The organism is Ruegeria sp. K11 (genome assembly GCF_056531905.1).
This window is the reverse complement of sequence record NZ_JBQFMP010000004.1, coordinates 164,472-187,115: the sequence shown is the minus strand read 5'-3', so window position 1 is coordinate 187,115 and position 22,644 is coordinate 164,472. Positions and strand designations below refer to the sequence as shown.

General features: G+C 60.5%; 24 protein-coding genes. 19 read left to right on the top strand and 5 right to left on the bottom strand.

The features are described from left to right. Nucleotides 1-33: 33 nt before the first annotated feature. The 3 genes from ileS (at nucleotide 34) to ACR0K4_RS08060 (ending at nucleotide 4,062) form a co-directional block, all read left to right on the top strand. Complete coding sequence (gene ileS, locus ACR0K4_RS08070; RefSeq protein ID WP_480853534.1) at nucleotides 34-2,943, top strand: isoleucine--tRNA ligase; 2,910 nt, start codon at nucleotides 34-36, stop codon at nucleotides 2,941-2,943. Nucleotides 2,944-3,061: 118 nt separating this feature from the next. Next, nucleotides 3,062-3,517, top strand: a complete 456-nt coding sequence (locus ACR0K4_RS08065) for a methylated-DNA--[protein]-cysteine S-methyltransferase (protein ID WP_480853533.1) — start codon at nucleotides 3,062-3,064, stop codon at nucleotides 3,515-3,517. Between the two features lie 77 nt (nucleotides 3,518-3,594). Then, nucleotides 3,595-4,062 carry a hypothetical protein gene (locus tag ACR0K4_RS08060; RefSeq protein ID WP_480853532.1) on the top strand — a complete coding sequence of 156 codons (468 nt, stop codon included), beginning with the start codon at nucleotides 3,595-3,597 and terminating at the stop codon, nucleotides 4,060-4,062. On the opposite strand, the gene ACR0K4_RS08055 is transcribed toward ACR0K4_RS08060, so the two are convergent. The 4 genes from ACR0K4_RS08055 to fsa form a co-directional block, all read right to left on the bottom strand. Beyond that, nucleotides 4,059-4,754, bottom strand: a complete 696-nt coding sequence (locus ACR0K4_RS08055) for a CDP-alcohol phosphatidyltransferase family protein (RefSeq protein ID WP_480517643.1) — start codon at nucleotides 4,752-4,754, stop codon at nucleotides 4,059-4,061. The genes ACR0K4_RS08060 and ACR0K4_RS08055 overlap by 4 nt on opposite strands. Before the next feature lie 76 nt (nucleotides 4,755-4,830). Next, entirely contained in the window at nucleotides 4,831-5,751 is a 921-nt protein-coding gene (locus ACR0K4_RS08050) for a tyrosine recombinase XerC (protein WP_480853531.1), read from the bottom strand. After that, nucleotides 5,748-6,455 (bottom strand): DUF484 family protein, encoded by a 708-nt coding sequence (locus ACR0K4_RS08045; protein ID WP_480517647.1) that lies wholly within the window; start codon nucleotides 6,453-6,455, stop codon nucleotides 5,748-5,750. Before ACR0K4_RS08045 ends, ACR0K4_RS08050 begins: the two co-directional genes overlap by 4 nt. Before the next feature lie 195 nt (nucleotides 6,456-6,650). Next, nucleotides 6,651-7,304: a fructose-6-phosphate aldolase gene (gene fsa, locus ACR0K4_RS08040; protein WP_152457215.1), complete on the bottom strand. Its 654-nt coding sequence runs from the start codon at nucleotides 7,302-7,304 to the stop codon at nucleotides 6,651-6,653. Between the two features lie 87 nt (nucleotides 7,305-7,391). On the opposite strand from fsa, the gene ACR0K4_RS08035 reads away from it, so the two are divergent. The 4 genes from ACR0K4_RS08035 to ACR0K4_RS08020 all read left to right on the top strand — a co-directional run bounded on the left by ACR0K4_RS08035 (nucleotide 7,392) and on the right by ACR0K4_RS08020 (nucleotide 12,283). Next, entirely contained in the window at nucleotides 7,392-9,587 is a 2,196-nt protein-coding gene (locus tag ACR0K4_RS08035) for a primosomal protein N' (RefSeq protein WP_480853530.1), read from the top strand. 72 nt (nucleotides 9,588-9,659) lie between these two features. After that, entirely contained in the window at nucleotides 9,660-10,892 is a 1,233-nt protein-coding gene (locus ACR0K4_RS08030) for an MFS transporter (RefSeq protein ID WP_480853529.1), read from the top strand. A gap of 64 nt (nucleotides 10,893-10,956) precedes the next feature. Beyond that, nucleotides 10,957-11,835 (top strand): 50S ribosomal protein L11 methyltransferase, encoded by an 879-nt coding sequence (locus ACR0K4_RS08025; protein WP_480853528.1) that lies wholly within the window; start codon nucleotides 10,957-10,959, stop codon nucleotides 11,833-11,835. 103 nt (nucleotides 11,836-11,938) lie between these two features. Beyond that, nucleotides 11,939-12,283, top strand: a complete 345-nt coding sequence (locus tag ACR0K4_RS08020; RefSeq protein ID WP_480853527.1) for a hypothetical protein — start codon at nucleotides 11,939-11,941, stop codon at nucleotides 12,281-12,283. 110 nt (nucleotides 12,284-12,393) lie between these two features. Here ACR0K4_RS08020 and ACR0K4_RS08015 read toward each other — a convergent pair whose 3' ends face one another. Then, entirely contained in the window at nucleotides 12,394-12,606 is a 213-nt protein-coding gene (locus ACR0K4_RS08015; RefSeq protein ID WP_480517656.1) for a DUF1127 domain-containing protein, read from the bottom strand. Between the two features lie 332 nt (nucleotides 12,607-12,938). Between ACR0K4_RS08015 and ruvC the strand changes: the two genes are divergently transcribed. The 12 genes from ruvC (at nucleotide 12,939) to tilS (ending at nucleotide 22,569) form a co-directional block, all read left to right on the top strand. Beyond that, nucleotides 12,939-13,436: a crossover junction endodeoxyribonuclease RuvC gene (ruvC, locus tag ACR0K4_RS08010; protein WP_480517658.1), complete on the top strand. Its 498-nt coding sequence runs from the start codon at nucleotides 12,939-12,941 to the stop codon at nucleotides 13,434-13,436. After that, entirely contained in the window at nucleotides 13,433-14,110 is a 678-nt protein-coding gene (gene ruvA, locus ACR0K4_RS08005; protein ID WP_480853526.1) for a Holliday junction branch migration protein RuvA, read from the top strand. The genes ruvC and ruvA overlap by 4 nt, the downstream gene beginning before the upstream one ends. Before the next feature lie 4 nt (nucleotides 14,111-14,114). After that, complete coding sequence (ruvB, locus tag ACR0K4_RS08000; protein WP_480517662.1) at nucleotides 14,115-15,134, top strand: Holliday junction branch migration DNA helicase RuvB; 1,020 nt, start codon at nucleotides 14,115-14,117, stop codon at nucleotides 15,132-15,134. 63 nt (nucleotides 15,135-15,197) lie between these two features. Then, on the top strand, nucleotides 15,198-15,821 hold the full coding sequence (locus ACR0K4_RS07995) for a hypothetical protein (protein WP_480853524.1): 624 nt from the start codon (nucleotides 15,198-15,200) through the stop codon (nucleotides 15,819-15,821). Then, nucleotides 15,818-16,201, top strand: a complete 384-nt coding sequence (gene ybgC, locus ACR0K4_RS07990) for a tol-pal system-associated acyl-CoA thioesterase (protein WP_480517666.1) — start codon at nucleotides 15,818-15,820, stop codon at nucleotides 16,199-16,201. Before ACR0K4_RS07995 ends, ybgC begins: the two co-directional genes overlap by 4 nt. Before the next feature lie 106 nt (nucleotides 16,202-16,307). Next, a complete protein-coding gene (gene tolQ / locus ACR0K4_RS07985; protein WP_480853523.1) occupies nucleotides 16,308-17,003 on the top strand; it encodes a protein TolQ in 696 nt (231 codons plus the stop codon). 2 nt (nucleotides 17,004-17,005) lie between these two features. Continuing rightward, nucleotides 17,006-17,482 carry a protein TolR gene (gene tolR / locus ACR0K4_RS07980; protein ID WP_480853521.1) on the top strand — a complete coding sequence of 159 codons (477 nt, stop codon included), beginning with the start codon at nucleotides 17,006-17,008 and terminating at the stop codon, nucleotides 17,480-17,482. Between the two features lie 9 nt (nucleotides 17,483-17,491). Then, nucleotides 17,492-18,586, top strand: a complete 1,095-nt coding sequence (locus ACR0K4_RS07975; RefSeq protein ID WP_480853520.1) for an energy transducer TonB — start codon at nucleotides 17,492-17,494, stop codon at nucleotides 18,584-18,586. Next, entirely contained in the window at nucleotides 18,583-19,902 is a 1,320-nt protein-coding gene (gene tolB / locus ACR0K4_RS07970; protein WP_480517674.1) for a Tol-Pal system beta propeller repeat protein TolB, read from the top strand. The genes ACR0K4_RS07975 and tolB overlap by 4 nt, the downstream gene beginning before the upstream one ends. Nucleotides 19,903-19,989: 87 nt before the next feature. Next, nucleotides 19,990-20,493 (top strand): peptidoglycan-associated lipoprotein Pal, encoded by a 504-nt coding sequence (pal, locus tag ACR0K4_RS07965; RefSeq protein ID WP_480517676.1) that lies wholly within the window; start codon nucleotides 19,990-19,992, stop codon nucleotides 20,491-20,493. A 4-nt stretch (nucleotides 20,494-20,497) separates the two neighbouring features. Beyond that, nucleotides 20,498-21,319: a tol-pal system protein YbgF gene (ybgF, locus tag ACR0K4_RS07960; protein ID WP_480853519.1), complete on the top strand. Its 822-nt coding sequence runs from the start codon at nucleotides 20,498-20,500 to the stop codon at nucleotides 21,317-21,319. Further along, nucleotides 21,316-22,569 (top strand): tRNA lysidine(34) synthetase TilS, encoded by a 1,254-nt coding sequence (gene tilS, locus ACR0K4_RS07955; protein WP_480853518.1) that lies wholly within the window; start codon nucleotides 21,316-21,318, stop codon nucleotides 22,567-22,569. The genes ybgF and tilS overlap by 4 nt, the downstream gene beginning before the upstream one ends. The last annotated feature ends 75 nt before the right edge of the window (nucleotides 22,570-22,644 follow it).

The window sequence follows — 22,644 nt, the reverse complement described above, 5'->3', positions numbered from 1 at the left end:
CCACACGACAAGACCATCCTGAGGACGCCCCAAATGTGCGCCGAGACGCCTGACTACAAAGACACGCTGAACCTGCCCAAAACCGATTTCCCCATGCGCGCGGGCCTGCCCAAGCGCGAGCCTGCCTGGCTGGAGCGCTGGGAAAAGATCGGCGTCTATGACCGCCTGCGCGAGAAAGAGGGTCGCACGCTGTTTACCCTGCACGACGGCCCGCCCTATGCGAACGGCCACCTGCATATCGGCCACGCGCTGAACAAAACCATCAAGGACATGATCGTGCGGTCGCATCAGATGATGGGCCATGACGCGCGTTACGTGCCCGGCTGGGACTGCCACGGCCTGCCGATCGAATGGAAGATCGAAGAGCAGTATCGCAAGAAGGGCAAGAACAAGGACGAGGTGAACATCGTCGATTTCCGTCAGGAATGCCGCAAGTTCGCTGAGGGTTGGATCGATATCCAGCGCGAAGAATTCAAGCGTTTGGGCATCACCGGCAACTGGCCCGATCCCTATATCACCATGGACTATCACGCCGAGGCGGTGATCGCGGATGAGTTCATGAAGTTCCTGATGAACGGGACTTTGTATCAGGGCTCCAAGCCCGTGATGTGGTCGCCTATTGAAAAGACCGCTCTGGCCGAGGCCGAGGTCGAGTATCACGACAAGGAAAGCTTTACCGTTTGGGTGAAGTTCAAGGTCGTGAACACCGGCGATGTGACGCTGGACAACGCCTATGTGGTGATCTGGACAACCACCCCGTGGACCATGCCCTCGAACAAGGCTGTGGTCTATGGCGAGGGTATTTCCTACGGCCTCTACGAAGTGACAGGCCGCCCCGAGGAGTGCTGGGCACGGATCGGTGAACGCTATTTGTTGGCCGATGACCGTGCTGCGGATGTGTTTGCGCGGGCGCGACTGGACGACTCGATGTATCGCCGCCTGTGTGATGTTACGCAGGAGGATCTGGCCAAGATTCAGCTGACTCACCCGCTGGCCGGTGCCGAGGGCGGCAATGGCGAATGGGACAACCTTCGCGACTTCCGTGCCGCCGACTTCGTGACCGACACCGAGGGTACCGGCTTCGTTCACTGCGCGCCGTCGCACGGGATGGAGGAATTCGAGCTTTATCGCGATCTGGGCATGTTGGAGCAGGTCATCACCTATAACGTGATGGACGATGGCTCGTTCCGTGCCGATCTGCCGTTCTTTGGCGGCAAATACATCCTGTCCCGCAAGGGTGGCGAGGGTGACGCGAACAAGGCGATCATCGACAAGCTGGCCGAGGTTGGCGGACTGCTCGCGCGGGGCAAGATCAAGCACAGCTATCCGCATTCGTGGCGGTCCAAGGCTCCGATCATCTACCGCAATACGCCGCAGTGGTTTGCGTCCGTTGACCGCAAGCTGGATGACGGCATGGGCGAGATGGGCGACACCATCCGCGAACGTGCCCTGCGGTCCATCGACGAGCTTGTCAAGTGGACGCCGAAAACCGGTCGTAACCGCCTGTATTCGATGATCGAAGCGCGCCCGGACTGGGTTCTGTCGCGTCAACGCGCCTGGGGCGTGCCGCTGACCTGCTTCACCAAGAAGGGGACTCTGCCGACCGACGCGGATTACCTGCTGCGCAATGAGGAGTTGAACGCGCGCATCAAGGCGGCGTTCGAAAAGGACGGCGCGGATATCTGGTACACTGACGGGTTCAAAGAGAAGATCCTCGACGGCATCGTAAACCCCGACGATTACGATCAGGTGTTCGACGTGCTGGACGTGTGGTTCGACTCAGGCTCCACCCACGCATTCGTTCTGCGCGACCGTGAGGACGGGACCGAGGACGGGATCGCCGACGTGTATATGGAGGGCACCGACCAGCACCGCGGATGGTTCCATTCGTCCATGCTGCAGGCTTGCGGCACCAAAGGACGCGCGCCGTATCGCAACGTGGTGACCCATGGCTTCACGCTGGATGCCAAGGGCAACAAGATGTCCAAATCGCTGGGCAACACCATCGTGCCGGAAGAGGTCGTCAAGCAATACGGTGCCGATATCCTGCGCCTCTGGGTGGCGCAGACAGACTATACCGCCGACCAGCGGATCGGGCCGGAAATCCTGAAAGGCACCGCCGACAGTTATCGCCGCCTGCGCAACACCATGCGGTTCATGCTGGGCTCGCTGGCCGACTTCACCGAGGCCGACCGCGTTGCGCCCGAGGATATGCCGCGCCTGGAATGCTGGGTCCTCAGCCGTCTGGCCGATCTGGATGAACAGGTGCGCAAAGGCTATGCCGCGTTCGATTTTCAGGGCGTATTCAGCGCCGTGTTCACCTTTGCCACGGTTGATCTGTCGTCGTTCTACTTCGACGTTCGCAAGGACGCACTCTACTGCGACGGCGATAGCCTGCGCCGCCGCGCGGCGCGCACGGTGCTGGACATCCTGTTCCACCGCTTGACCACATGGTTGGCCCCGATTTTGGTCTTCACCATGGAGGAGGTCTGGCTGGAGCGGTTCCCGGGCGATGAAAGCTCGGTCCATCTGGTGGATTTCCCGGATACGCCTGCCCATTGGCGTCATCACAAGATGGAGGAAGCCGTTGCCAAAGTGCGCCGCGTCCGCCGTGCCGTGACGGCTGCGCTGGAGGTGCAGCGGCAGGACAAGGTGATTGGCTCCAGCCTTGAAGCTGCTCCGATCGTCTATGTCGAGGACAGCGAAACCCGAGATCTTCTGGCCACATTTGACGTCGACGATCTGTGCATCACCTCGGGCCTGACGGTGACCGGCGATCCGGCCCCGGCTGAGGCGTTCCGCGCGCCCGAGATCGAAGGGGTCGGTGTCGTGTTCGAGAAGGCCGAAGGGGCAAAATGTCAGCGGTGCTGGAAAATCCTGCCGGATGTGGGCCGTCATGGGCATGAGCGCGTTTGCGGACGCTGTGACGAAGCGTTGGGGTAGCGTCGCAGATTTTTGCGAGGCTCTGCCTCGCGCTCCGAGGTATTTTTGAACAGAAGAAGCAAGGGCGCGATCCGATTTCGGGTTGCGCCTTTTGTCAAAACGCGGTCAGCATTCGGGTATGCCCATGATTGCTGTGGATACGCGATTTGGTCGCCTTGGTGTGGAAGAGACCGGGGGCGCGGTGACGCGTCTGATCTGGAACGGTCTTGATGAGGGTGAGGTGACACCTGTGTTGCGCGAAGCGGCGGCACAATTGGAGGCCTATGATCAGGGGCGGTTGCAGCACTTTGATCTGCCGTATCATGTGGCGGGATCGGCGTTTCAGAGACAGGTCTGTGATCTGATGTATGCGATCCCGCTGGGAGAAACCGTGACCTATGGCGATATAGCAAGGCAATTGGGATGTCCGGCGCAGCCGGTGGGGCAGGCCTGTGGCGGCAACCCGATTCCGGTGATTATTCCCTGCCACCGGGTATTGGCGGCCAATGGTCTGGGCGGCTTTTCCGGCGATGGTGGGGTTGAGACCAAGGTCGCCTTGCTGCGGCACGAAGGCGCGGCCGGGCTGTTGATCTGATATCGGGAAACCTGTTGCAATCCCGCTGTTTGCGGCCCAATTTGTATCAAACAGAGAATTCGAAGGACCGTATTGGCATGACTGCTTTGACAGACCCGGCTGCCCGCAAGAAGGCAATTATCGACCGTCTTATGTCGCTTGAAGAACAGGAGCTTGCGACAGCGCAGGCGCACTATGATGCGTTTTTGAAGGATTCGCAGCTGGATGATCGTGAAGGGCATGACAAGGACGATATCGCAGCCTCGCGCGAGAATGCGGATCTGGCGGCGGCGTTTGATGCGCCGGTGCACGCGCACCATGCCAAGATCGATGTGATCGAGAACACGGATTTCAGCGTGACCGACACGGTCAAACCCGGTGCGGTTGTCAAATTCAACAACCGCCGGTTCGTGGTCTGTGTTTCGACCACCCGGTTTGAGGTGGACGGCAAGACCTATATGGGGATTTCGACCCAGAGCCCGATCTATCTGGCCATGACCGGTTTGAAGGAAGGGGACGTGTTCACCCATAACGGCACGGAGTTCGAAGTTGAGGAAGTCCTCTAACCCTTGCGCTGTGGAATCAACTGCTGTGCGATCCCGGCTGACACCAGATAGAGGCTGGTGACGACCAGCCCCCAATGGGCCCAGCTTTCGGGATGAAAATCCACCCAGGCGGCCCAACCGGCGAAACAGGTCCATGCAAAGGCCATCGGTAGGGTCACGTTGCGCCAGCGTTCGGTGCGGACTGGGTGTACGAATTTCAGCGGTAGGAACATGGCCAGCGACAGTAGCGATACGAGTAGCAGGATGAGCCAGAAATTGGGCTCGAGCGCGAAGATCACGATGACGAACATGTTCCAGCAGCCGGGGAAGCCCGAAAACGAGTTGTCTTTGGTTTTCATGCGTGTGTCTGCGAAATACATGGCGCTGGCGAAGGTGATGACGATGATTGCGAACCACCCGGTCCAACCGTCCATCAGCCCGGATTTGAACAAGGCGAAGGCCGGGATGAACACATAGGTCAGATAGTCGATGATCAGATCCAGCAGTACGCCGTCAAATTCGGGCGCGTTGTGTTTGACGTGGTAATGGCGTGCCAGCGGTCCGTCGATACCATCCACGATGAAGGACACCACCAGCCACAGATACATGAGGCTCCATTTTTCATCGACCGCGGCCAGCATGGCCAGCATGGCAAAAACGGCGCCTGTGGCGGTGAAGAGGTGAACGCTGAGTGCTTTGAACCTGAGTGTCATCCGGGTGTCTTGGACGATCAGGCAGCGGGATGCAAAGCAAAAAACCCGTTTGGGTCAATTTGATCGCGTGTGTTGATCAGGCCTTGGGATGGGCTCGGTTATAGACCTCCATCAGGCGCGCGGTATCGACAGCGGTATAGGTTTGTGTTGTCGACAGCGAGGCGTGCCCCAACAGCTCTTGAATCGACCGTAGGTCGCCACCGGCGGACAGCAGATGCGTGGCAAAGCTGTGCCGCAACGCATGAGGGGTGGCGGTGGCGGGCAGGCCAAGCTGCATGCGGGCTTTGGCCATGGCGCCTTGAATGGCACGCGGGTTCAGGGGCCCTCCGCGCACGCCGCGAAACAGCGGTGCATTGGGCGATCGAGGGTGCGGACAGAGGGTCAGATAGCGGTCAACGGCCGCCCGAGCAGCCGGAAGGACGGGGACGATACGTTCTTTCCCACCTTTGCCGAGAATACGCAGCGTGTCCGGCAAGGGCGCGTCGGCACCGGTCAAAGACAGAGCCTCGGAAATGCGCAGCCCGCAGCCGTAGAGCAAGGTCACGACCGCAACGTCCCGCGCTGAAACCCAGTCATTCGTCGATTGCAGCTCGACGGTTTCGATCATCGCGCGGGCAGCGTCTTCGGCCAGCGGACGGGGCAGTTTCTTGGTGAACTTGGGCGCGCGGGTGGACAGGACGGCAGTGGCCTCGAATCCCTCCCGCTCGGCCAGCCAACGGTAGAAGCCTTTGACTGCCGAGAGCTTGCGGGCCAGTGATCTGGCCCCGACGCCGGTGCCGCGCTGATCCGCCATCCAGGCCCGCATGTCCGAAACCGTGATGCGTTGCAGTGCGGCCAACCCTTGCCGTTCGCTGTGATGCAGGGTCATGAAGGACAAAAAGTCGATGACGTCGCTGCGATAAGCCGAGAGCGTATTTTCGGACCGGTTCGCCAGCGCGCCCAAACTGTCCAGCCAATGCTGCAACGCGTCCCGGCAGGCAGGCGAGATCAGGCTCATGACAGCCAGTGACGCATCGACCGTTCAAAGACCCCGGCAAAAAACGTCAGCAGATCGGTGCCAAGCTGGGGCGAGAAATGCTGCGGGTCGGTGGCCCCCATGACAATCATGCCGGGCAGGCGTCCGGTGCCCAGATTTAACTTGAGGCAGGCTTCGGATCGTAAATGCGCGCTTTCTTCGCCGTACACTTTCGGGTTTGTGTGGCGCATTTCGCGCAGGATAACATCGCGCGCCGGGCCTGACCGGTCGAAAGTCAGATAGTTGTCGACAAAACCCGGTTCCGCCACGGTCAGGACACCGCCCAGTTTGTTGATGGCCGGATCATCCCCCATCAACGTCGTCTCGAGCACCAGAGTGATGTGGTCCACGCGCAGTATCTCGGCCACGTCATTGCCGAGCGTGCGCAGGAAATCTTCGAACTCGACCGGCTCAAGCAAGCGTAATATGGCGCGATGTACCTGATTGGTGCCTGCAAGGTTCTCGTAAGCCGCAGCGATGACGGAACGATGGGTGTCTTCCAACCGGTCCAGCCGCGCCTCGAGCCTTTGCATGGCGATACCGCGCAGGTCGATGACGTTGTTCCCTCGCGCCTGTTCGTTGGCCGCGACCAGGGCCTGCATCAGGTCCTTGTCATCCAGCACAACATCGGGTTCAGCCAGAATCGCCGCGCGGAGATTGTCCTTGAGTTTTGGGTTGCTGCTCATGTCCTGTCCGGTCGTCTTTTGTTTTGCCGGGCTTATAACATGAGTGGATGGAATTGCCTTGGAAAAAATGCACGTAAAAGTGGATTTCGTCCCGGTTGTGGCAGGTCCTCCCGCCTGCAAGACTCTGATCTGTCGATCAGAGCTGGCAGTTGGGCCGGGCGCGGTGCCTGTCGGCACCGCGCGGCAGCGCTTGTGTCAGAGGATTTTCTGACCAGTCTTGGCCCAGTCGGCCAAGAAGGTTTCCAGACCTTTGTCGGTCAGTGGGTGGTCGGCCAGTTTCTTGATCACGGCTGGTGGCGCGGTGATCACGTCGGCCCCGATGCGCGCGCTGTCGGTCACATGGTTCACGGTGCGGATCGAAGCGGCCAGAATCTCGGTCTCGAACCCGTAATTGTCATAGACCTGACGGATATCTGCGATCAGATCCATGCCGTCGAGGTTGATGTCGTCCAGACGCCCAATGAAGGGCGAGATGAAGGTCGCACCCGCTTTGGCGGCCAGAATCGCCTGATTGGTCGAGAAACACAGGGTCACGTTGACCATCTGGCCTTCGTCGCTGAGGGTTTTACAGGTTTTCAGGCCGGCCCATGTCAGTGGCACCTTCACGGCGATGTTCGGCGCGATCTTCGCCAGCTTGCGGCCTTCGGCGATCATGTCGTCGGCCTCGGTCGCGACCACTTCGGCGGATACGGGGCCGTCGACCAGATCGCAGATCTCTTTGGTCACTTCCAGAATGTCACGGCCCGATTTCAGGATCAGCGAGGGGTTGGTGGTGACGCCGTCCACCATGCCCAGATCGTTCAGTTCGGCGATGGCGTCGATCTCGGCTGTGTCTACGAAGAATTTCATGAGGGCAGTCCTTTGATGGGTTGGCCTTGGTCGCGGATGCCTTTACCCCAATAACACCGATGCTGAAACCCCCAGTTAGGAGATGCGGTGAGCGCGCAGGAGTATTTCGATCAGGGTGAGCTGGTGGCCGTTCTGACCACGCAGCCTCTGGACCGGACGCTGGATTACAAAGCGCCCGAGGGCGGGTGTTTTCTGGGCGCGTTTGTCGAGGTGCCTCTGGGCCCGCGCAAAGTGCTGGGTGTGGTCTGGGGGCCTGGGCAGGGTGGCTTTGATCTGAGCAAGGCGCGGTCGGTGATCCGGGTGCTTGAGGTCGCACCGATGCGGGAAGAGATGCGGTTGTTTCTGGGCAAAGTCGCCGACTACACGCTGACGCCGATGCCTGCGATGCTGCGGCTGGCGACCCGCGCGCCGGGGTTGGGTGATCCTCCGTCGATGCGGAAAATCTACCGCCTGGGTGGCGCGGAACCGGACCGGATGACCGATGCGCGGGCGCGGGTGCTGGAGGTTTTGCGCGATTATGGCGGCTTGGCGTTCACGCTGAAGGAGCTGGCCGAGCAGGCGGGGGTGACGTCGTCTGTGGTCAAGGGGTTGGTCAAGCAGGGTGCCGTGCGCGAGGAAGACAGCCCGCGCGATCTGCCCTATCCGGATCTTGATCCCGATCTGCCGGGGAAAGCGCTGACCGAAGATCAGGCCACCGCCGTTGCACGGCTACAGGAGGGCCAGCGTTCGGGCAACTATGGCACGACGCTGCTGAAAGGCGTGACCGGCTCGGGCAAGACCGAGGTTTATCTTGAGGCCGTGGCCGAGACGCTGCGCATGGGGCGGCAGGCGTTGGTTCTGCTGCCCGAGATTGCGCTGACGGCAGAGTTCCTGACGCGGGTCGAGGCGCGCTTCGGCGCGCGCCCGGCGGAATGGCACTCGGGCGCGACCATGACCGAACGCCGTCGGGTCTGGCGGATGGTTGGGCAGGGGGATGCGCAACTGGTCGTCGGCGCTCGGTCCGCGTTGTTTCTGCCGTTTCGCGATCTGGGGTTGGTGGTCGTGGATGAGGAACACGACACCTCGTACAAACAGGAAGACGGCGTGCATTACAGCGCGCGGGACATGGCGGTTCTGCGGTCCTCGATCTGCGGGGCGCGGGTGATTTTGGCCAGCGCGACCCCCTCGCTGGAAAGCTGGGCGAATGCCGAGGCGGGCAAATATGAGCGGCTCGATCTAACGGCCCGGTTCGGGGCGGCGGTCCTGCCTGAGATGAAACCCATCGACATGCGAGCCGAGCAGATGCAGCCGGGGACGTGGATTTCCCCCTCGCTGCGGCAGGCGGTGCGGCAGCGGATTGAACGTGGGGAACAGTCGCTGCTGTTCATCAACCGACGCGGCTATGCGCCGGTGACGCTGTGTCGTGCCTGCGGGGAACAAATCGCTTGTGACCATTGTGACGCGCGGATGGTTGAACATCGGTTTCTGAAACGTCTGATGTGTCACCAATGCGGTGAAACCAAGCCGATGCCCGAGGAATGTCCGTCCTGTGGTGTCGAGGGCAAGCTGGCCCCCGTGGGGCCGGGGATAGAACGGCTGTCGGAAGAGGCCGAGGCCACTTTCCCCGAAGCCAAGATTGCGATGCTCAGCTCCGACCTGTTTGGCTCGGCACGCGCGCTGAAAGCGAAGATCGAAGAGATTGCCGAGGGCGATGCGGATATCGTCATCGGCACGCAACTTGTGGCCAAGGGGCATAACTTTCCCAAGCTGACCCTTGTAGGTGTGATCGACGCCGACCTCAGCCTGCACGGCGCTGACCTGCGGGCGGCAGAACGGACGTTTCAACTGATGCGGCAGGTTGCTGGGCGCGCAGGGCGGGCGGATAAGCCGGGGCAGGCGCTGTTGCAGACCTTTCAACCCGAACACCCGGTGATCCGCGCGATTCTGTCGGGCGATGAGGAAGGGTTCTGGAAAGCCGAAGCCGCAGGCCGTCAGGCGGCAGGGGTGCCACCTTACGGGCGGATGGCGGGGATCGTCTTATCCGGCCCCGAGGTCGGTCCGGTCTTTGACATCGGCAACGCCATGGCGCGCAACGATGCGCCGCTGCGTGCGATTGATGCTCAGGTATTTGGACCCGCGCCTGCGCCCATCGCACGCATCCGGGGGCGGCATCGGGTGCGCCTGCTGGTCAAGGCTCCCAAGGGCGCGCCGATTCAGGACGCCATCGCCCGCTGGATCGCGCCCCTGCACCTGAAGGGCGATATCCGTCTGACCGTGGACATCGATCCCCAGAGTTTTTACTGAACCTGCACAGGTGCAGAGTTCATGTGCGCGCACCCCCTCGCCAAACACGGAAAATGAGCGTAGAGCACTCTCATGCTGAAACCCATGCCGCTTTCCGAGGCGCAGAGCCTTCCGTTCTGGCGCCGCCCCATGACGCTGCTGTTCATGATGGCGCTGATGATGCCCATCGCGTTCAACGCCTGGAGCGCGCTGCTGAACAATTTCGTCAAAGAGGTGGCGAATTTCGACGGGGCGGATATCGGCCTGCTGCACACGGTGCGCGAAATACCCGGGTTTCTGGCTGTGGGCGTCATCGCCGTGATCATTTTCATCCGCGAGCAGGTGCTGGCGATGATCTCGCTGATGATGCTGGGCGTGGCCACCGCGATCACCGCGTGGTTTCCCAGCCTGGGTGGGCTGCTGTTCGTGACGTTGTTCAGCTCAATCGGATTTCACTACTATGAAACGGTGAACCAGTCGCTGCAGTTGCAATGGCTGCCCAAGGACCGTGCGCCGCAGATTTTGGGCTGGCTGGTGGCGATGGGCTCGGCAGCAACGGCGGTGGTTTACGGCTTGATCGTGCTGACATGGGATCGGTTCGATCTTTCCTATAACTTCGTCTTCATTGCCGCGGGCGGTGCGACCGCTCTGCTGGCTTTGGTTTGCCTGTTTGCTTATCCACAATTCGATGCACCGACGCCGCAAAACAAGAAACTGGTCCTGCGCAAACGGTATTGGCTGTATTACGCGTTGCAGTTCATGGCCGGCGCACGGAGGCAGATCTTTGTCGTCTTCGCAGGCTTCATGATGGTCGAGAAGTTCGGCTTTGAAGTGCATGAACTGACCAGCCTCTACCTGATCAATCTGATGATCAACATGGCCGCAGCACCTATGCTCGGCAAAGCCGTGTCCGTTTTCGGAGAACGCCGAACACTGATCTTTGAATATGCCGGTTTGGCTATCGTTTTCGCGGCATACGGCGGCATCTACTGGTTCGGCTGGGGCGTGATCCTTGCGGCGATCCTCTATGTGATAGACCATGTGTTGTTTGCCCTAGCGCTGGCGCTGAAAACTTATTTCCAGAAGATTGCCGACCCGGCGGATATCGCACCCACAGCGGCAGTTGCGTTCACGATCAACCACATTGCGGCGGTGTTCCTGCCCGCATTGCTGGGGTTGCTATGGGTCATCTCCCCCGGTGCGGTCTTTGGATTGGCGGCGGCCATGGCGATCGTGTCTCTGGCGTTGTCTTTGCTGATCCCGCGCCACCCGGAACCGGGCAACGAAACCATCCTGTCGAAATACGCACCAGCGCCCGCCGAGTAACCCAGCGCTTGACGTCGGGCGCCGGTCGGCCTAGGCGCTGCCTCAACTGAGACAGGAGGCCCCGATGCCCACATTCACAGCCCTGACCACGCTGACCGGGAAGAAAGCCGCCGAAGGGCTGGGAGAAGCGATGGAGCGGCTGGATCCCGAACCCACAGGTGTTGGCGTTTTCGAGGTCGAGGACGGCTCGGGCCTGTGGGAAGTGGGCGGTTATTTCACCGAGTCCCCGGACGAGGCCGCACTGGCGCTGCTGGCTGCGGCGTTCGAGGCCAAGCCATTTGTGGTCTCGGAACTGCCCGAAACCGATTGGGTCGCCCATGTCCGACGTGAGCTGGCCCCGGTCGAAGCTGGACGTTTCTTTGTCTATGGCAGCCACGATGCCGACAATCTGCCCGAAGGCCGCATCCCGCTGTTGATCGAGGCCGCGATGGCCTTTGGCACCGGCCATCATGGCACAACGCTGGGGTGCCTGAAGGCGCTGGACTATCTATTGGATCAGGGCTTTTCGGCCTCGAAAGTTGCCGATATCGGTTGTGGCACCGCGGTGCTGGCGATGGCGGCCGCCCGGGTCTGGGACGGAGATATCATCGCCAGCGATATCGACGAGGTCGCCGTCGATGTGGCCGAGGCCAACCTGAAAGCAAACGGAATGTCGGGCGAGGTTCTGTGTGTGGAAGCCGCAGGATTTGATCACCCGGACCTCAAATCACGCGCGCCGTATGACCTGATATTTGCGAATATCCTCAAGGGTCCTCTGGTGGCCTTGTCGCCGGAAATTGGTCAAAACCTACGGCGCGACGGGTATGCGATCCTTTCGGGAATCCTCAATGAACAGGCAGATGACGTGGTTTCTGTTTATTCACAGAATAGATTTAATCTGGTCCAACGTGCCGAAATTGGTGAGTGGACGACGCTAATCTTAAGCAAACAGGGCGCAAATTAGGCAATTTGCAGGAGTTTTATGGATTCTGGCCACTTTTTTGACGCAATCTCTTTTTACCGTTCTTGAATGGAAACGAGGGGGGCGGTTTTTTTTGGAGGCTGCCATGACTGGAAAGCAACTGGAATTCGATCAGCGCATTGCGCAGCTGAGCAAGAAGCATCAGAAACTCAGCCGTGGCTACCGAGCCACGATGCGATCTGATGGTTTGGTGGTGATGAAACCCCAAAGAGTCCGTTCCGGCATACCGGCAAAGGTTCTTGTGCTGTGCCTTATCGGATTTTTTGGCTTCAAAGCCTTCCTTTTGGCCAGCCTTGGGGCCGGAGCCTATCAAAATCGCGTCGATAGCCTGGCAGAAGGCACATCGGTAGAAAAGGCCGGGGCCTGGATCATGCAGATCGAGCCGGTATCAGGATTTATCGCAGAGCAGATTCGGCGTCTTCCGCTTTGACCTAGTGCTTTGCCCAACGAAAAACACCGCATGCTGAAACGCACGCGGTGTTTTCTTGCGCGCCCCGCCGAGGGAGGAACAGGGGGCGTGTGAGTGGTGGGTTGATTGTCTTAGCGACGGCCTTCCGCCATGGCGTCAATATCGCCGCGGTTCATGCCGATATCTTCCAGTTCGCGATCTGTCAGACCACTCAGCGCGTTACGGGTTTGGCGGGCGTCATTCCATTCGACAACGGTGTTAACGACCGATACGAATACTGCGCCGATACGGCCAACGAGGCCGAACGAGCCAGTGGTGATGCGGGTGGTGTCCAGTGCAGCCATATCCTGTGTCCTTCTGTTTAAAGCGTGTGCCGTGATCCTGCGATCTGCCGGGCATTTAGGGATGTTGATCTGACACCGCAAGCGCGGAATTTGCATGTGTCCTATGCAATTACTGCAAAGCTTGAATTGCATGAAAATGCCTTAATTTCAGGGCCATACTTCCCTTAGGGACGGGTCGGATTCAGACCAATTCTTGTCGCGGATCGGCCGCTTTGTCGCTTTGGGAACAGTCGTGTCGGATTTGCGTGTGGCGCAAAGTTCTTGGAAAATGTTCACGCTTCGTGCTAACCCGATAAAAAGATCACAAAAACCCGAGCAGGCTGGGGCAGAACATGCGCATTCTGGGCATTGATCCGGGTCTCAGGACCCTGGGATGGGGCGTCATCGAATCGCATGGCAGCCGTCTGAGCCATGTGGCCAATGGGCTTTGCAAGTCGGACGGCGATGATCTGGGCGAGCGGCTGTTGTCGCTGCACAATCAGATCGTCGAGGTGATCGCGGAACACCAGCCCGACCAGGCTGCGATCGAGCAAACTTTTGTCAACAAGGATGGTGCGGGCACCCTGAAACTGGGACAGGCGCGCGGTGTGGCGCTGCTGACGCTGGCACAGGCGGGCTTGCCGGTGGGTGAATACGCACCGAACCGGGTCAAGAAAACGGTGGTTGGTGTTGGGCATGCCGAGAAAGAGCAGGTCTTGCATATGGTCAAGCTGCAATTGCCCGGCTGTTCGCCCAAAGGGGCGGATGCGGCGGATGCGCTGGCGATCGCGATTTGTCATTCCTACTATGGGGCTGCGCCACAGGCGCGGATGAAAGAGGTGCGCGTATGATCGGCAAACTGACAGGGCGACTGGATTACCGCGCAGCGGATCATGTGCTGATCGATGTGCGTGGGGTTGGTTATATTGTCTATTGCTCGGACCGGACCATGGCGGCCTTGCCGGGAGTGGGTGAGGGGGTTTCGATCTATACCGATATGGTCGTGCGCGAGGACCTGATGCAACTCTATGGGTTCTTGTCGCTGGTCGAGAAGGAGTGGCATCGCCTGCTATGTTCCGTGCAGGGCGTTGGGGCCAAGGTCTCGCTGGCCATTCTCAGTGCGCTGGGTCCGGATGGCGTGAGCCGTGCGATTGCGCTGGGCGATTGGGGCGCGGTGAAGGCGGCCAAAGGGGTTGGGCCGAAGACGGCGCAGCGCATTGTGCTGGACCTCAAGGACAAGGCCCCCGGCGTGATGGCGATGGGCGGCACCGTGACCGAGGCGATGGACGGGCCGGCGCTGGAGGTGGTCGAACCGGCTGAGCCGACACCTGCGCCCCGACCGGTTCAGAAACCCGGATCAGGCAACGCTGCAGCGTCGGCGGGCGCGCTTTCGGCGCTGTCGAATTTGGGATATGGCCCGTCCGAGGCCGCGTCGGCCGTGGCTGAGGCCGCAGCCTCGCTGCCGGATGCGGGCGAAGCTGAATTGATCCGAGCCGCGTTGAAACTTCTGGCTCCGAAAGGGTGACCCGATGGTAGATGCCGACCCCACCCTGCGCCCAGAGCCGATGCCCGAGGACAATGACCGCGCCCTGCGCCCGCAGGGGCTGGATGAATTCATTGGTCAGGCTGAGGCGCGCGCGAACCTGCGTATTTTCATTCAATCGGCCCGAAAGCGGGGCGAGGCGATGGATCATACGCTGTTCCATGGCCCTCCGGGGTTGGGGAAGACCACGTTGGCGCAGATTATGGCGCGGGAATTGGGGGTAAATTTCCGAATGACCTCGGGGCCTGTCCTGGCCAAGGCGGGCGATTTGGCGGCGATCCTGACCAATCTGGAATCGCGGGATGTGTTGTTCATCGATGAAATTCACCGCCTGAATCCTGCGGTCGAAGAAGTGCTTTATCCGGCGATGGAGGATTTCGAGCTGGATCTGGTGATTGGCGAAGGCCCAGCGGCGCGGACGGTGCGGATTGAGTTGCAGCCGTTTACGCTGGTCGGGGCCACCACGCGCATGGGATTGCTGACCACTCCGCTGCGCGACCGTTTCGGGATTCCGACGCGTTTGCAGTTTTATACGGTCGATGAGTTGCACGAGATCGTCACCCGCAACGCCCGCAAGCTGGGTGCGCCTGCGGATGATGAAGGTGCGCGCGAGATTGCGCGGCGGTCGCGCGGCACGCCGCGGATTGCCGGGCGGCTTCTGCGGCGGGTGGTGGATTTTGCCATTGTCGAGGGCGACGGGCGGATCACCCGAGAGCTGGCGGATGGGGCGTTGACCCGGCTAGGTGTCGACAATCTGGGGCTGGATGGCGCGGATCGGCGGTATCTGAAGCTGATCGCCGAGAACTATGCGGGTGGGCCCGTCGGGATTGAGACGCTTTCGGCGGCCTTGTCCGAAAGCCGGGATTCGCTGGAAGAGGTGATTGAGCCCTATCTGCTGCAGCAGGGCCTGATCCAGCGCACGCCGCGCGGGCGGATGCTGGCGCAGAAGGCGTGGACCCATTTGGGCATGGCCGCCCCTAAGGGGCAGAGCGATCTGTTTGGTTGATACCGCGCGCTTTAGATTTTATGCCTCCGGCGGGAGTATTTTTGAAAAGATGAAGGGGCGAGCGTGACTCCGGATCAGATTGAGGCGCTGTTTACCCGCGAGAGCGGAGAGTTTCTGTTTGCGCGCTGGGGGCGGCCCATTGTGCCGATTGTGTTTGGGGTTGAGGATGAGACTCTGGCCACCGTTAAAGGGGCGTTTGAGGCAGTTGTGACATTGGCGGGCCATAAGATGGCCGAAACCGATCCCGAACTGGGTGCCAATTGCATGGTCTTCTTCTTCCGCGACTGGCAGGAGCTGCTAGAGGTCCCTGATCTGGATCGTTTGATCCCTGATCTGGCCCCGCTGGTCGAACGGCTGGTCGCGGCTGACGCAAATCAGTACCGTATTTTCCGCTTCGAAGAAGACGGGGCCATCCGGGCGGCTTTTGTATTTCTGCGGATGGACAAGGAATTGTCCAAGGTTCCGGCGGAGACTTTGGCACTGAGCCAGGTGGTGCAAACGGTTCTGTTGTGGTCGGATACCGCTTTTCGCAGCCAATCGCCATTGGCCATTGCCGGAGAGGCGACGATTCTGCGGCCCGATGTTGCCGCTTTGATCCGGGCCGCTTACGATCCGGTTCTGCCCGGTGCAGCGCAGGACCCGTCCCATGCGTTGCGCCTGTTTGCCAGATTGGAGCTGCCGCAATGAAACACCTTTACCCGGTTCGTGTGTATTACGAGGACACCGACATGGGCGGGGTGGTTTATCATGCGAATTACCTGAAGTTCATCGAGCGTGCCCGCTCCGACTGGGTGCGCAAGCTGGGCAATGATCAGAACGCGATGCGCGATGCTGGTATTGTCTGGGTCGTGCGGCGGATCGAGGCGGATTATCTGGCGGCGGCAAGGTTCGAAGACGAGCTGGAAGTCGAGACCGAGATGGTCTCGTTATCGGGGGCACGGCTGACGATGTCGCAATTGGTCAAGCGCGGCGATACTGAAATTTTCCGCGCCGAGGTGACCGCTGTCTGCATGAATGCCGAAGGAAAGCCGGTGCGCCTTCCGGCAGAGATTCGCGCATTGATGTAACAATTTCGCCCGCCGGGGTGGTTCTGTTGGCTTTTCACATCCATCTGCGTTAGCGTTTGGCAAAACAAGGCCAAATGGCCATCAGGCAAAACTAAAGAGCAGGTTCATGGAAGCTGAAACGCTGGCGCTGGCGCAGGAGATCGATTTCTCCATGTGGGGGCTGTATGCCCGCGCGACCTTTATCGTCAAACTGGTGATGCTGATGCTGGTCGGTGCATCAATCTGGTCCTGGGGCATTATCATCCAGAAGCTTATCAATTACCGGGCCGCGCGACGCGAGGCGCAGGTGTTTGACGAAAGCTTCTGGTCCGGCAATCCGCTGGATGAGTTGTTCGAGCAGACCGGAACTCAGCCCGACGGCAGTTCCGAGAAGATATTTGCGGCTGGCATGATCGAGTGGCGACGCTCGCATCGCACCGATGGTGGGCTGATCGCGGGGGCGACGGCGCGGATAGACCGGTCGATGGATGTGGCCATCGCGAAAGAGGCGGAGACCCTGCAAAAGGGGCTGTCCATTCTGGCCACGGTGGGCTCGACAGCCCCGTTTATCGGCCTTTTCGGTACGGTCTGGGGCATCATGAACGCCTTTATCGAGATTGCCGAGCAACAGAACACCAACCTCGCCGTTGTGGCCCCGGGGATTGCCGAGGCTTTGTTGGCCACAGGTCTGGGCCTGCTGGCCGCGATCCCGGCGGTGATTTTCTACAACAAGCTCAGCGCGGATAGCGATCGGATTGTTGGCGGCTATGAAGCTTTTGCCGACGAATTCGCGACAATCCTTTCGCGTCAGTTGGACAGCTGACCATGGGGGCGGCGGTTCAGCAATCATCGGGTGGGAACGGGCGCAGGCGAGGCCGACGGCGCGGCAGTGCGCAGCCGATGGCTGAGATCAATGTGACGCCCTTTGTGGATGTGATGCTTGTGCTGTTGATCATCTTCATGGTGGCGGCCCCTTTGCTGACCGTTGGCGTGCCGGTTGATCTTCCTAAAACAGCGGCCAGTGCGTTGCCGGGGGACAATGAAGAGCCTTTGACGGTCACACTGACAGCAGAAGGTCGGGTGCAGATTCAGACGACGGATGTGCTGCGGGAAGAGTTGATCGGCAAGCTGCGTGCGATTGCGGCGGAACGCAGCAGTGATCGGGTGTTCCTGCGGGCCGATGGATCCATTCCCTATGCGCAGGTGATGCAGGTGATGGGGGCGTTGAATGCGGGCGGGTTTTCCAATGTGGGTCTTGTGACCGATACGGGCGGGCCGACGCTGGACGATGGTGGAGAGTGAGGCTGCGCGGTGGATACCGGCACCAAGATTTCAGCGATTGCGCATGTCAGTCTAATCGGCTGGGCCCTGTTCGGCGGGACCTTCAGGTCCGAACCTTTGCCAATGGCGGTACAGGACGTGTCCGTGATCTCGGGTGAGCAGTTTGCGGCAATGACCGCGCAGCGCGATGCGCCCGAATTGCCGACCACGACTGCTTTGCAGCAACCCGACCAGCCCGATGAGGCCAATGCGCCCGAGCCCACGCCCGACGAACAGCCCGCGCCCGAAGCGGTCTCGGTTCCCGAGCCGGAGCAGGAGGTTCTTCCGGAAACCGTCGAACTGCCACCCGAGCCCGAGGTGATCGAGGAACCACCAACACTGGATCAGCCGGACACAGAGGTCGCGGCTTTGCCGGTACCACCGGGACCGGAGACCGCGCCGCGTCCGGCGGACAAGATCGCACCAGAACCGATTGCGCCGCCGCCACCGGATGCCAAGCCTGATGATGTGGAAACGCCGCCTGTCTCGCTGGATGAAGGGGCTGAGACCCAGCAGGAACAACAGGATCAGACGGCGCCGGAAGAAGCCGCGCCCGAGATCGTGACCGAGGCGGAAGAAGTTGACGATCCGGCCCCAAAAACTTCTCCGCGCCCGCGTGTGCGTCCCAACCGGCCCACACCACCGCCCGCGCCCGAGATTGCGGAAACACCCGATCCGGCCCCGACGGAACCAGCCCAGAGCGAGCAGGCGATCAATGACGCGCTGGCCGAGGCGCTGGGCAACGGCTCCGAACCTTCAGGGCCGCCGCTGACCAGTGGTGAGAAAGACGCCATGCGCGTGGCTGTTTCGAAATGCTGGAATGTGGGGTCACTGTCGACAGATGCGCTGGAAACAGTTGTTGTGGTTGGCTTTTCGCTTACGCGCGAGGGGAAAGTGGTGGGCGGCAGCCTGAGGATGATCGACAGCTCGGGCGGTACGGCGGCCTCGGCCAATCAGGCTTTCGAAGCCGCACGGCGCGCGATTCTGCGCTGTGGGGCAAAAGGATACGACCTGCCTGCTGACAAATACGGGCAGTGGCAGGATATTGAGATTACATTCAATCCCGAGAGGATGCGGATCAAATGATGAAACTTCTGACCAGCCTCTTCATTGGCCTGACGCTGATGTCGGCTCCTGTATATGCGCAAGATGGTCCCCTGCGACTGGAAATCGACGAGGGGATTATCGAACCCTTGCCCTTTGCAGTGCCCAGCTTTGTGCCGGACGGACCGGCAGCGGCGCAATATGCTCGCGACATCTCGGCAGTCATTTCGTCGGACCTGACCGGAACGGGGCTGTTCCGCGAGATTTCCTCGGACGCCTATATCAGCCGGGTCAGCAGCTTTGATGCGCCCGTACAATTCGCGGATTGGAAAGCCATCAATGCGCAAGCTCTGGTCACGGGGGCGGTCAGTGCTTCGGGCAACCGGCTGACGGTCCGGTTCCGGGTCTGGGATGTGTTCTCGGGGCAGGAACTGGGCAATGGGCTGCAATTTGTGGGCACGACCGAGGGATGGCGGCGTATGGCTCATAAGGTGGCCGATCAGGTGTATAGCCGGATCACCGGCGAGGGGGCCTATTTCGACAGTCGTGTGGCCTTTGTCTCGGAAAGCGGGCCAAAGGATCAGCGTCTCAAGCGGGTGGCGATCATGGATTATGACGGCGCAAATGTGCAATACCTGACCGACAGCGCAGCCATCGTCCTGGCACCTCGGTTTTCGCCAAACGGCGACCAGCTGCTGTATACCAGCTACGAGACCGGACGTCCGCGGATTTACGTCCTTGATATTGCCCGGGTGCGCCGACAGGAATTAAAAACACAGGAAGGCACGATGAGCTTTTCGCCGCGGTTTTCGCCCGACGGACGGTCGATTGTGTATTCGCTGTCGCAGGGTGGCAACACGGACCTGTGGCGGATGGATCTGGCTTCGGGGCAAAGCACACGGTTGACGAACACGCCAGCCATTGAAACCGCGCCCAGCTATTCGCCGGATGGTGGCCGGATCGTGTTTGAAAGCGATCGATCGGGCGCACCTCAGCTGTACATCATGCCCGCCAATGGGGGCGAGGCGACACGCATCAGCTTTAGTCAGGGTCGGTACGGCACGCCGGTCTGGTCCCCGCGTGGCGATCTGATCGCGTTCACCAAGCAGAACAAGGGGCGGTTCCATATCGGCGTCATGCGGGTGGATGGCAGTGAAGAACGGTTGTTGACCGCGTCGTTCCTGGATGAGGGGCCGACGTGGTCTCCGAACGGTCGGGTGATCATGTTCACGCGGGAAACGCAGGGCGCAGGCGGGCGTTCGACGCTGTATTCGGTGGATATTTCGGGGCGCAACCTGCGGCCGGTTCGAACCCCGGATGGCGGCAGCGACCCGTCATGGGGACCGCTGCAGAATTGAACCCGCATCGGGCCGCGCCAAGTTCACAACAAACCTGCGATGTGTTAGACAGGCGACAATAAACAAACAGAAGACGAGGCACTTGAAATGAAGCTATTGAGCAAATTCGCAGCGGTGGGTGCGCTGGCCCTGATGGCCGCGTGTTCCAACAACGATCCGTCGACTTTGGGGGGTGGCGCAGGGGCAGGCGGCGCGCTAGTTCCGGGTTCACCCAGTGATCCGCGCTCGCCGGCCTATTTCCAGCAGACGGTGGGAGATCGGGTTTTGTTTGCCGTGGATCAGTCCACGCTATCGCCGCAAGCACAGACGGTTCTGCAGGGTCAGGCTGACTGGTTGCTGGCCAATCCCGATTTTGTGGCGACCATCGAAGGCCACGCGGACGAACAGGGCACACGCGAATACAACCTTGCGCTGGGTGAACGACGCGCGAATGCGGCGAGGGAATATCTGATCTCGCGCGGTGTTGCAGGCAATCGTCTGCAGACGGTGTCCTTCGGCAAGGAGCGCCCGATCGAGATTTGCAGCACCGAGGAATGCTATTCCAAGAACCGTCGCGCGGTAACGGTGTTGACCGGCTCAACCTTGGGGTAAGACGATGAGACTTGCAGGATGGGTTCTGACCTTGGTTGTCGCGACCGCGGGCATGGCGCAAGCACAGGATCAGCAGACTTTGGCGGATATCCGACAGGAACTGACGGTGCTGCATGTGGAGATTCAGCGCCTGAAGCGTGAATTTTCGACCACCGGATCGCCCGCGCCGAACCTGTCCGGCAGTTCGGTTCTGGAACGCGTAGATGCCATTGAGGCCGAGCTGCAGCGCCTGACCCGCCAGACCGAGCAATTGAACCAGCGTGTGCAGAACGTCGTGACCGATGGCACCAACCGGATTGGTGATCTTGAATTCAGACTGGTCGAACTGGAGGGTGGTGACCTCAGCACATTGGGCGAAACTTCGACCCTTGGCGGTGAACAGACCGCCGTTGCGGTCGCGCCGACACCGGTTCAGCCAGAGGGTGTCGATCAGGGCGAGCTTGCGGTCGGCGAAAAGCTGGATTTTGATGCGGCAACGCAAGCGCTGGCAGATGGTGATTTTCAGGGCGCGGCAGACCTGTTCTCGCAGTTCGACCTGTCTTATCCCGGCAGCCCCCTGGCGCCCGAAGCCAACCTGCGACGCGGGCAGGCGTTAGAAGGGCTTGGCGACACGCGCGAGGCTGCACGGGCATTTCTGGCCAGTTTCACAGGTGATTCCGAAGGGCCCATGGCCCCGGAGGCGCTGTTCGAACTGGGGGCGGCTTTGGGTCGGCTGGGACAGACGGATCAGGCCTGCATTACCCTGGGAGAGGTGAGTGTCAGATTCCCGACCTCGGCGCTGACCGCATCCGCGACACAGGAAATGGCCACGTTGGGGTGTTCTTGAGCCCGGACAGCGCAGCACTCGCAGAAAAACTCCGCGCCTGCCTGCCTGATCCGCTGCCTCGGCGGTTGGGGGTCGCGATTTCGGGCGGCAGTGATTCCACAGCATTGTTGCGCCTGTTGATCGATCTTGCGCGAACCGAGGGTATCGGCCTGTTTGCGGCAACTGTAGATCATGGGCTGCGTCCGGAAGCCGCTACCGAAGCTTTGCAGGTTGCCGATCTGGCGCAAGGGTTGGGCGTTCCGCATGAAACCCTGAAATGGCAGGGGTGGGACGGGGCAGGAAACCTGCAGGATCAGGCACGGCAGGCCCGATTTCGGTTGTTGCGTGACTGGGCCAGGCGCCTGCAGTTGGATGCAGTTGCCTTGGGTCATACGGCAGATGATCAGGCCGAGACTGTTGTGATGCGCCTTGCGCGCGCGGCGGGCGTGTCCGGGCTGTCGGGTATGTCGCCGGTGCGCCGGGACAAAGGCGTTGTGTTCTTGCGGCCGATGCTGTCGATAACGCGGGGCCAGTTGCAGGATTACCTGAAGCAGGTTGGCATGGGATGGATCGATGACCCTTCGAATCAGGATCGGACATTCGACCGGATCAAGGCTCGTACCGCGCTGAGCGAGCTTGGATCTTCTGGGATAAATGCGCAGACATTGTCACGGGTTGCTGAAAACCTTGCACAAGCCCGTGAGGCGCTGGCGCAGTACGCGCAGGAAACCGCTGGTCTTTATGTCAAAGCGGAAGGTGGTGCGCTTCGGGTTGAGCAGGAGGGTTTCGTTCGGCTGCCCATCGAAATCCGTCGCCGCATTCTGATTGCTGCTGTCGCATGGATTGCGGGCGATGGGTATCCGCCGCGCCATGGCGCCGTCGGGCAAGCTCTGGCTGCGATGGAGCAGGGGCACATCACGACGATCGGCGGCTGCATTCTTGTGCCAAAGGGCAATTTTATATGGGTTTGCAGAGAGCTACAGGCGGTGAAGGATCAGGTGGCGCACCCCGGTCAGCTTTGGGATGGGCGCTGGATCATGGATGGACCGGATATGCAAACAGGTGAAGTTCGTGCCCTGGGCGAGGAGGGCATCGCACAGCTGGATGATTGGCGGGATCTGGGCCGTCCGCGCGCGGCAATTCTGTCAACACCTGCGCTTTGGCGCACCAATCAGGTGATTTCTGCCCCATTGGCGGGCTTTTCAGCGAACTGGAGTGCAAAACTCTCGCCGGAATGGCCAGAGTTCGGTGCGTTGATTTTATCGCATTGAACCTGCCTCAATCATCTCTATTTTAAAGAGCAAGACGGCAGAGCCCCCTCTGCCGAAACCGTTTAGGAGATTTTT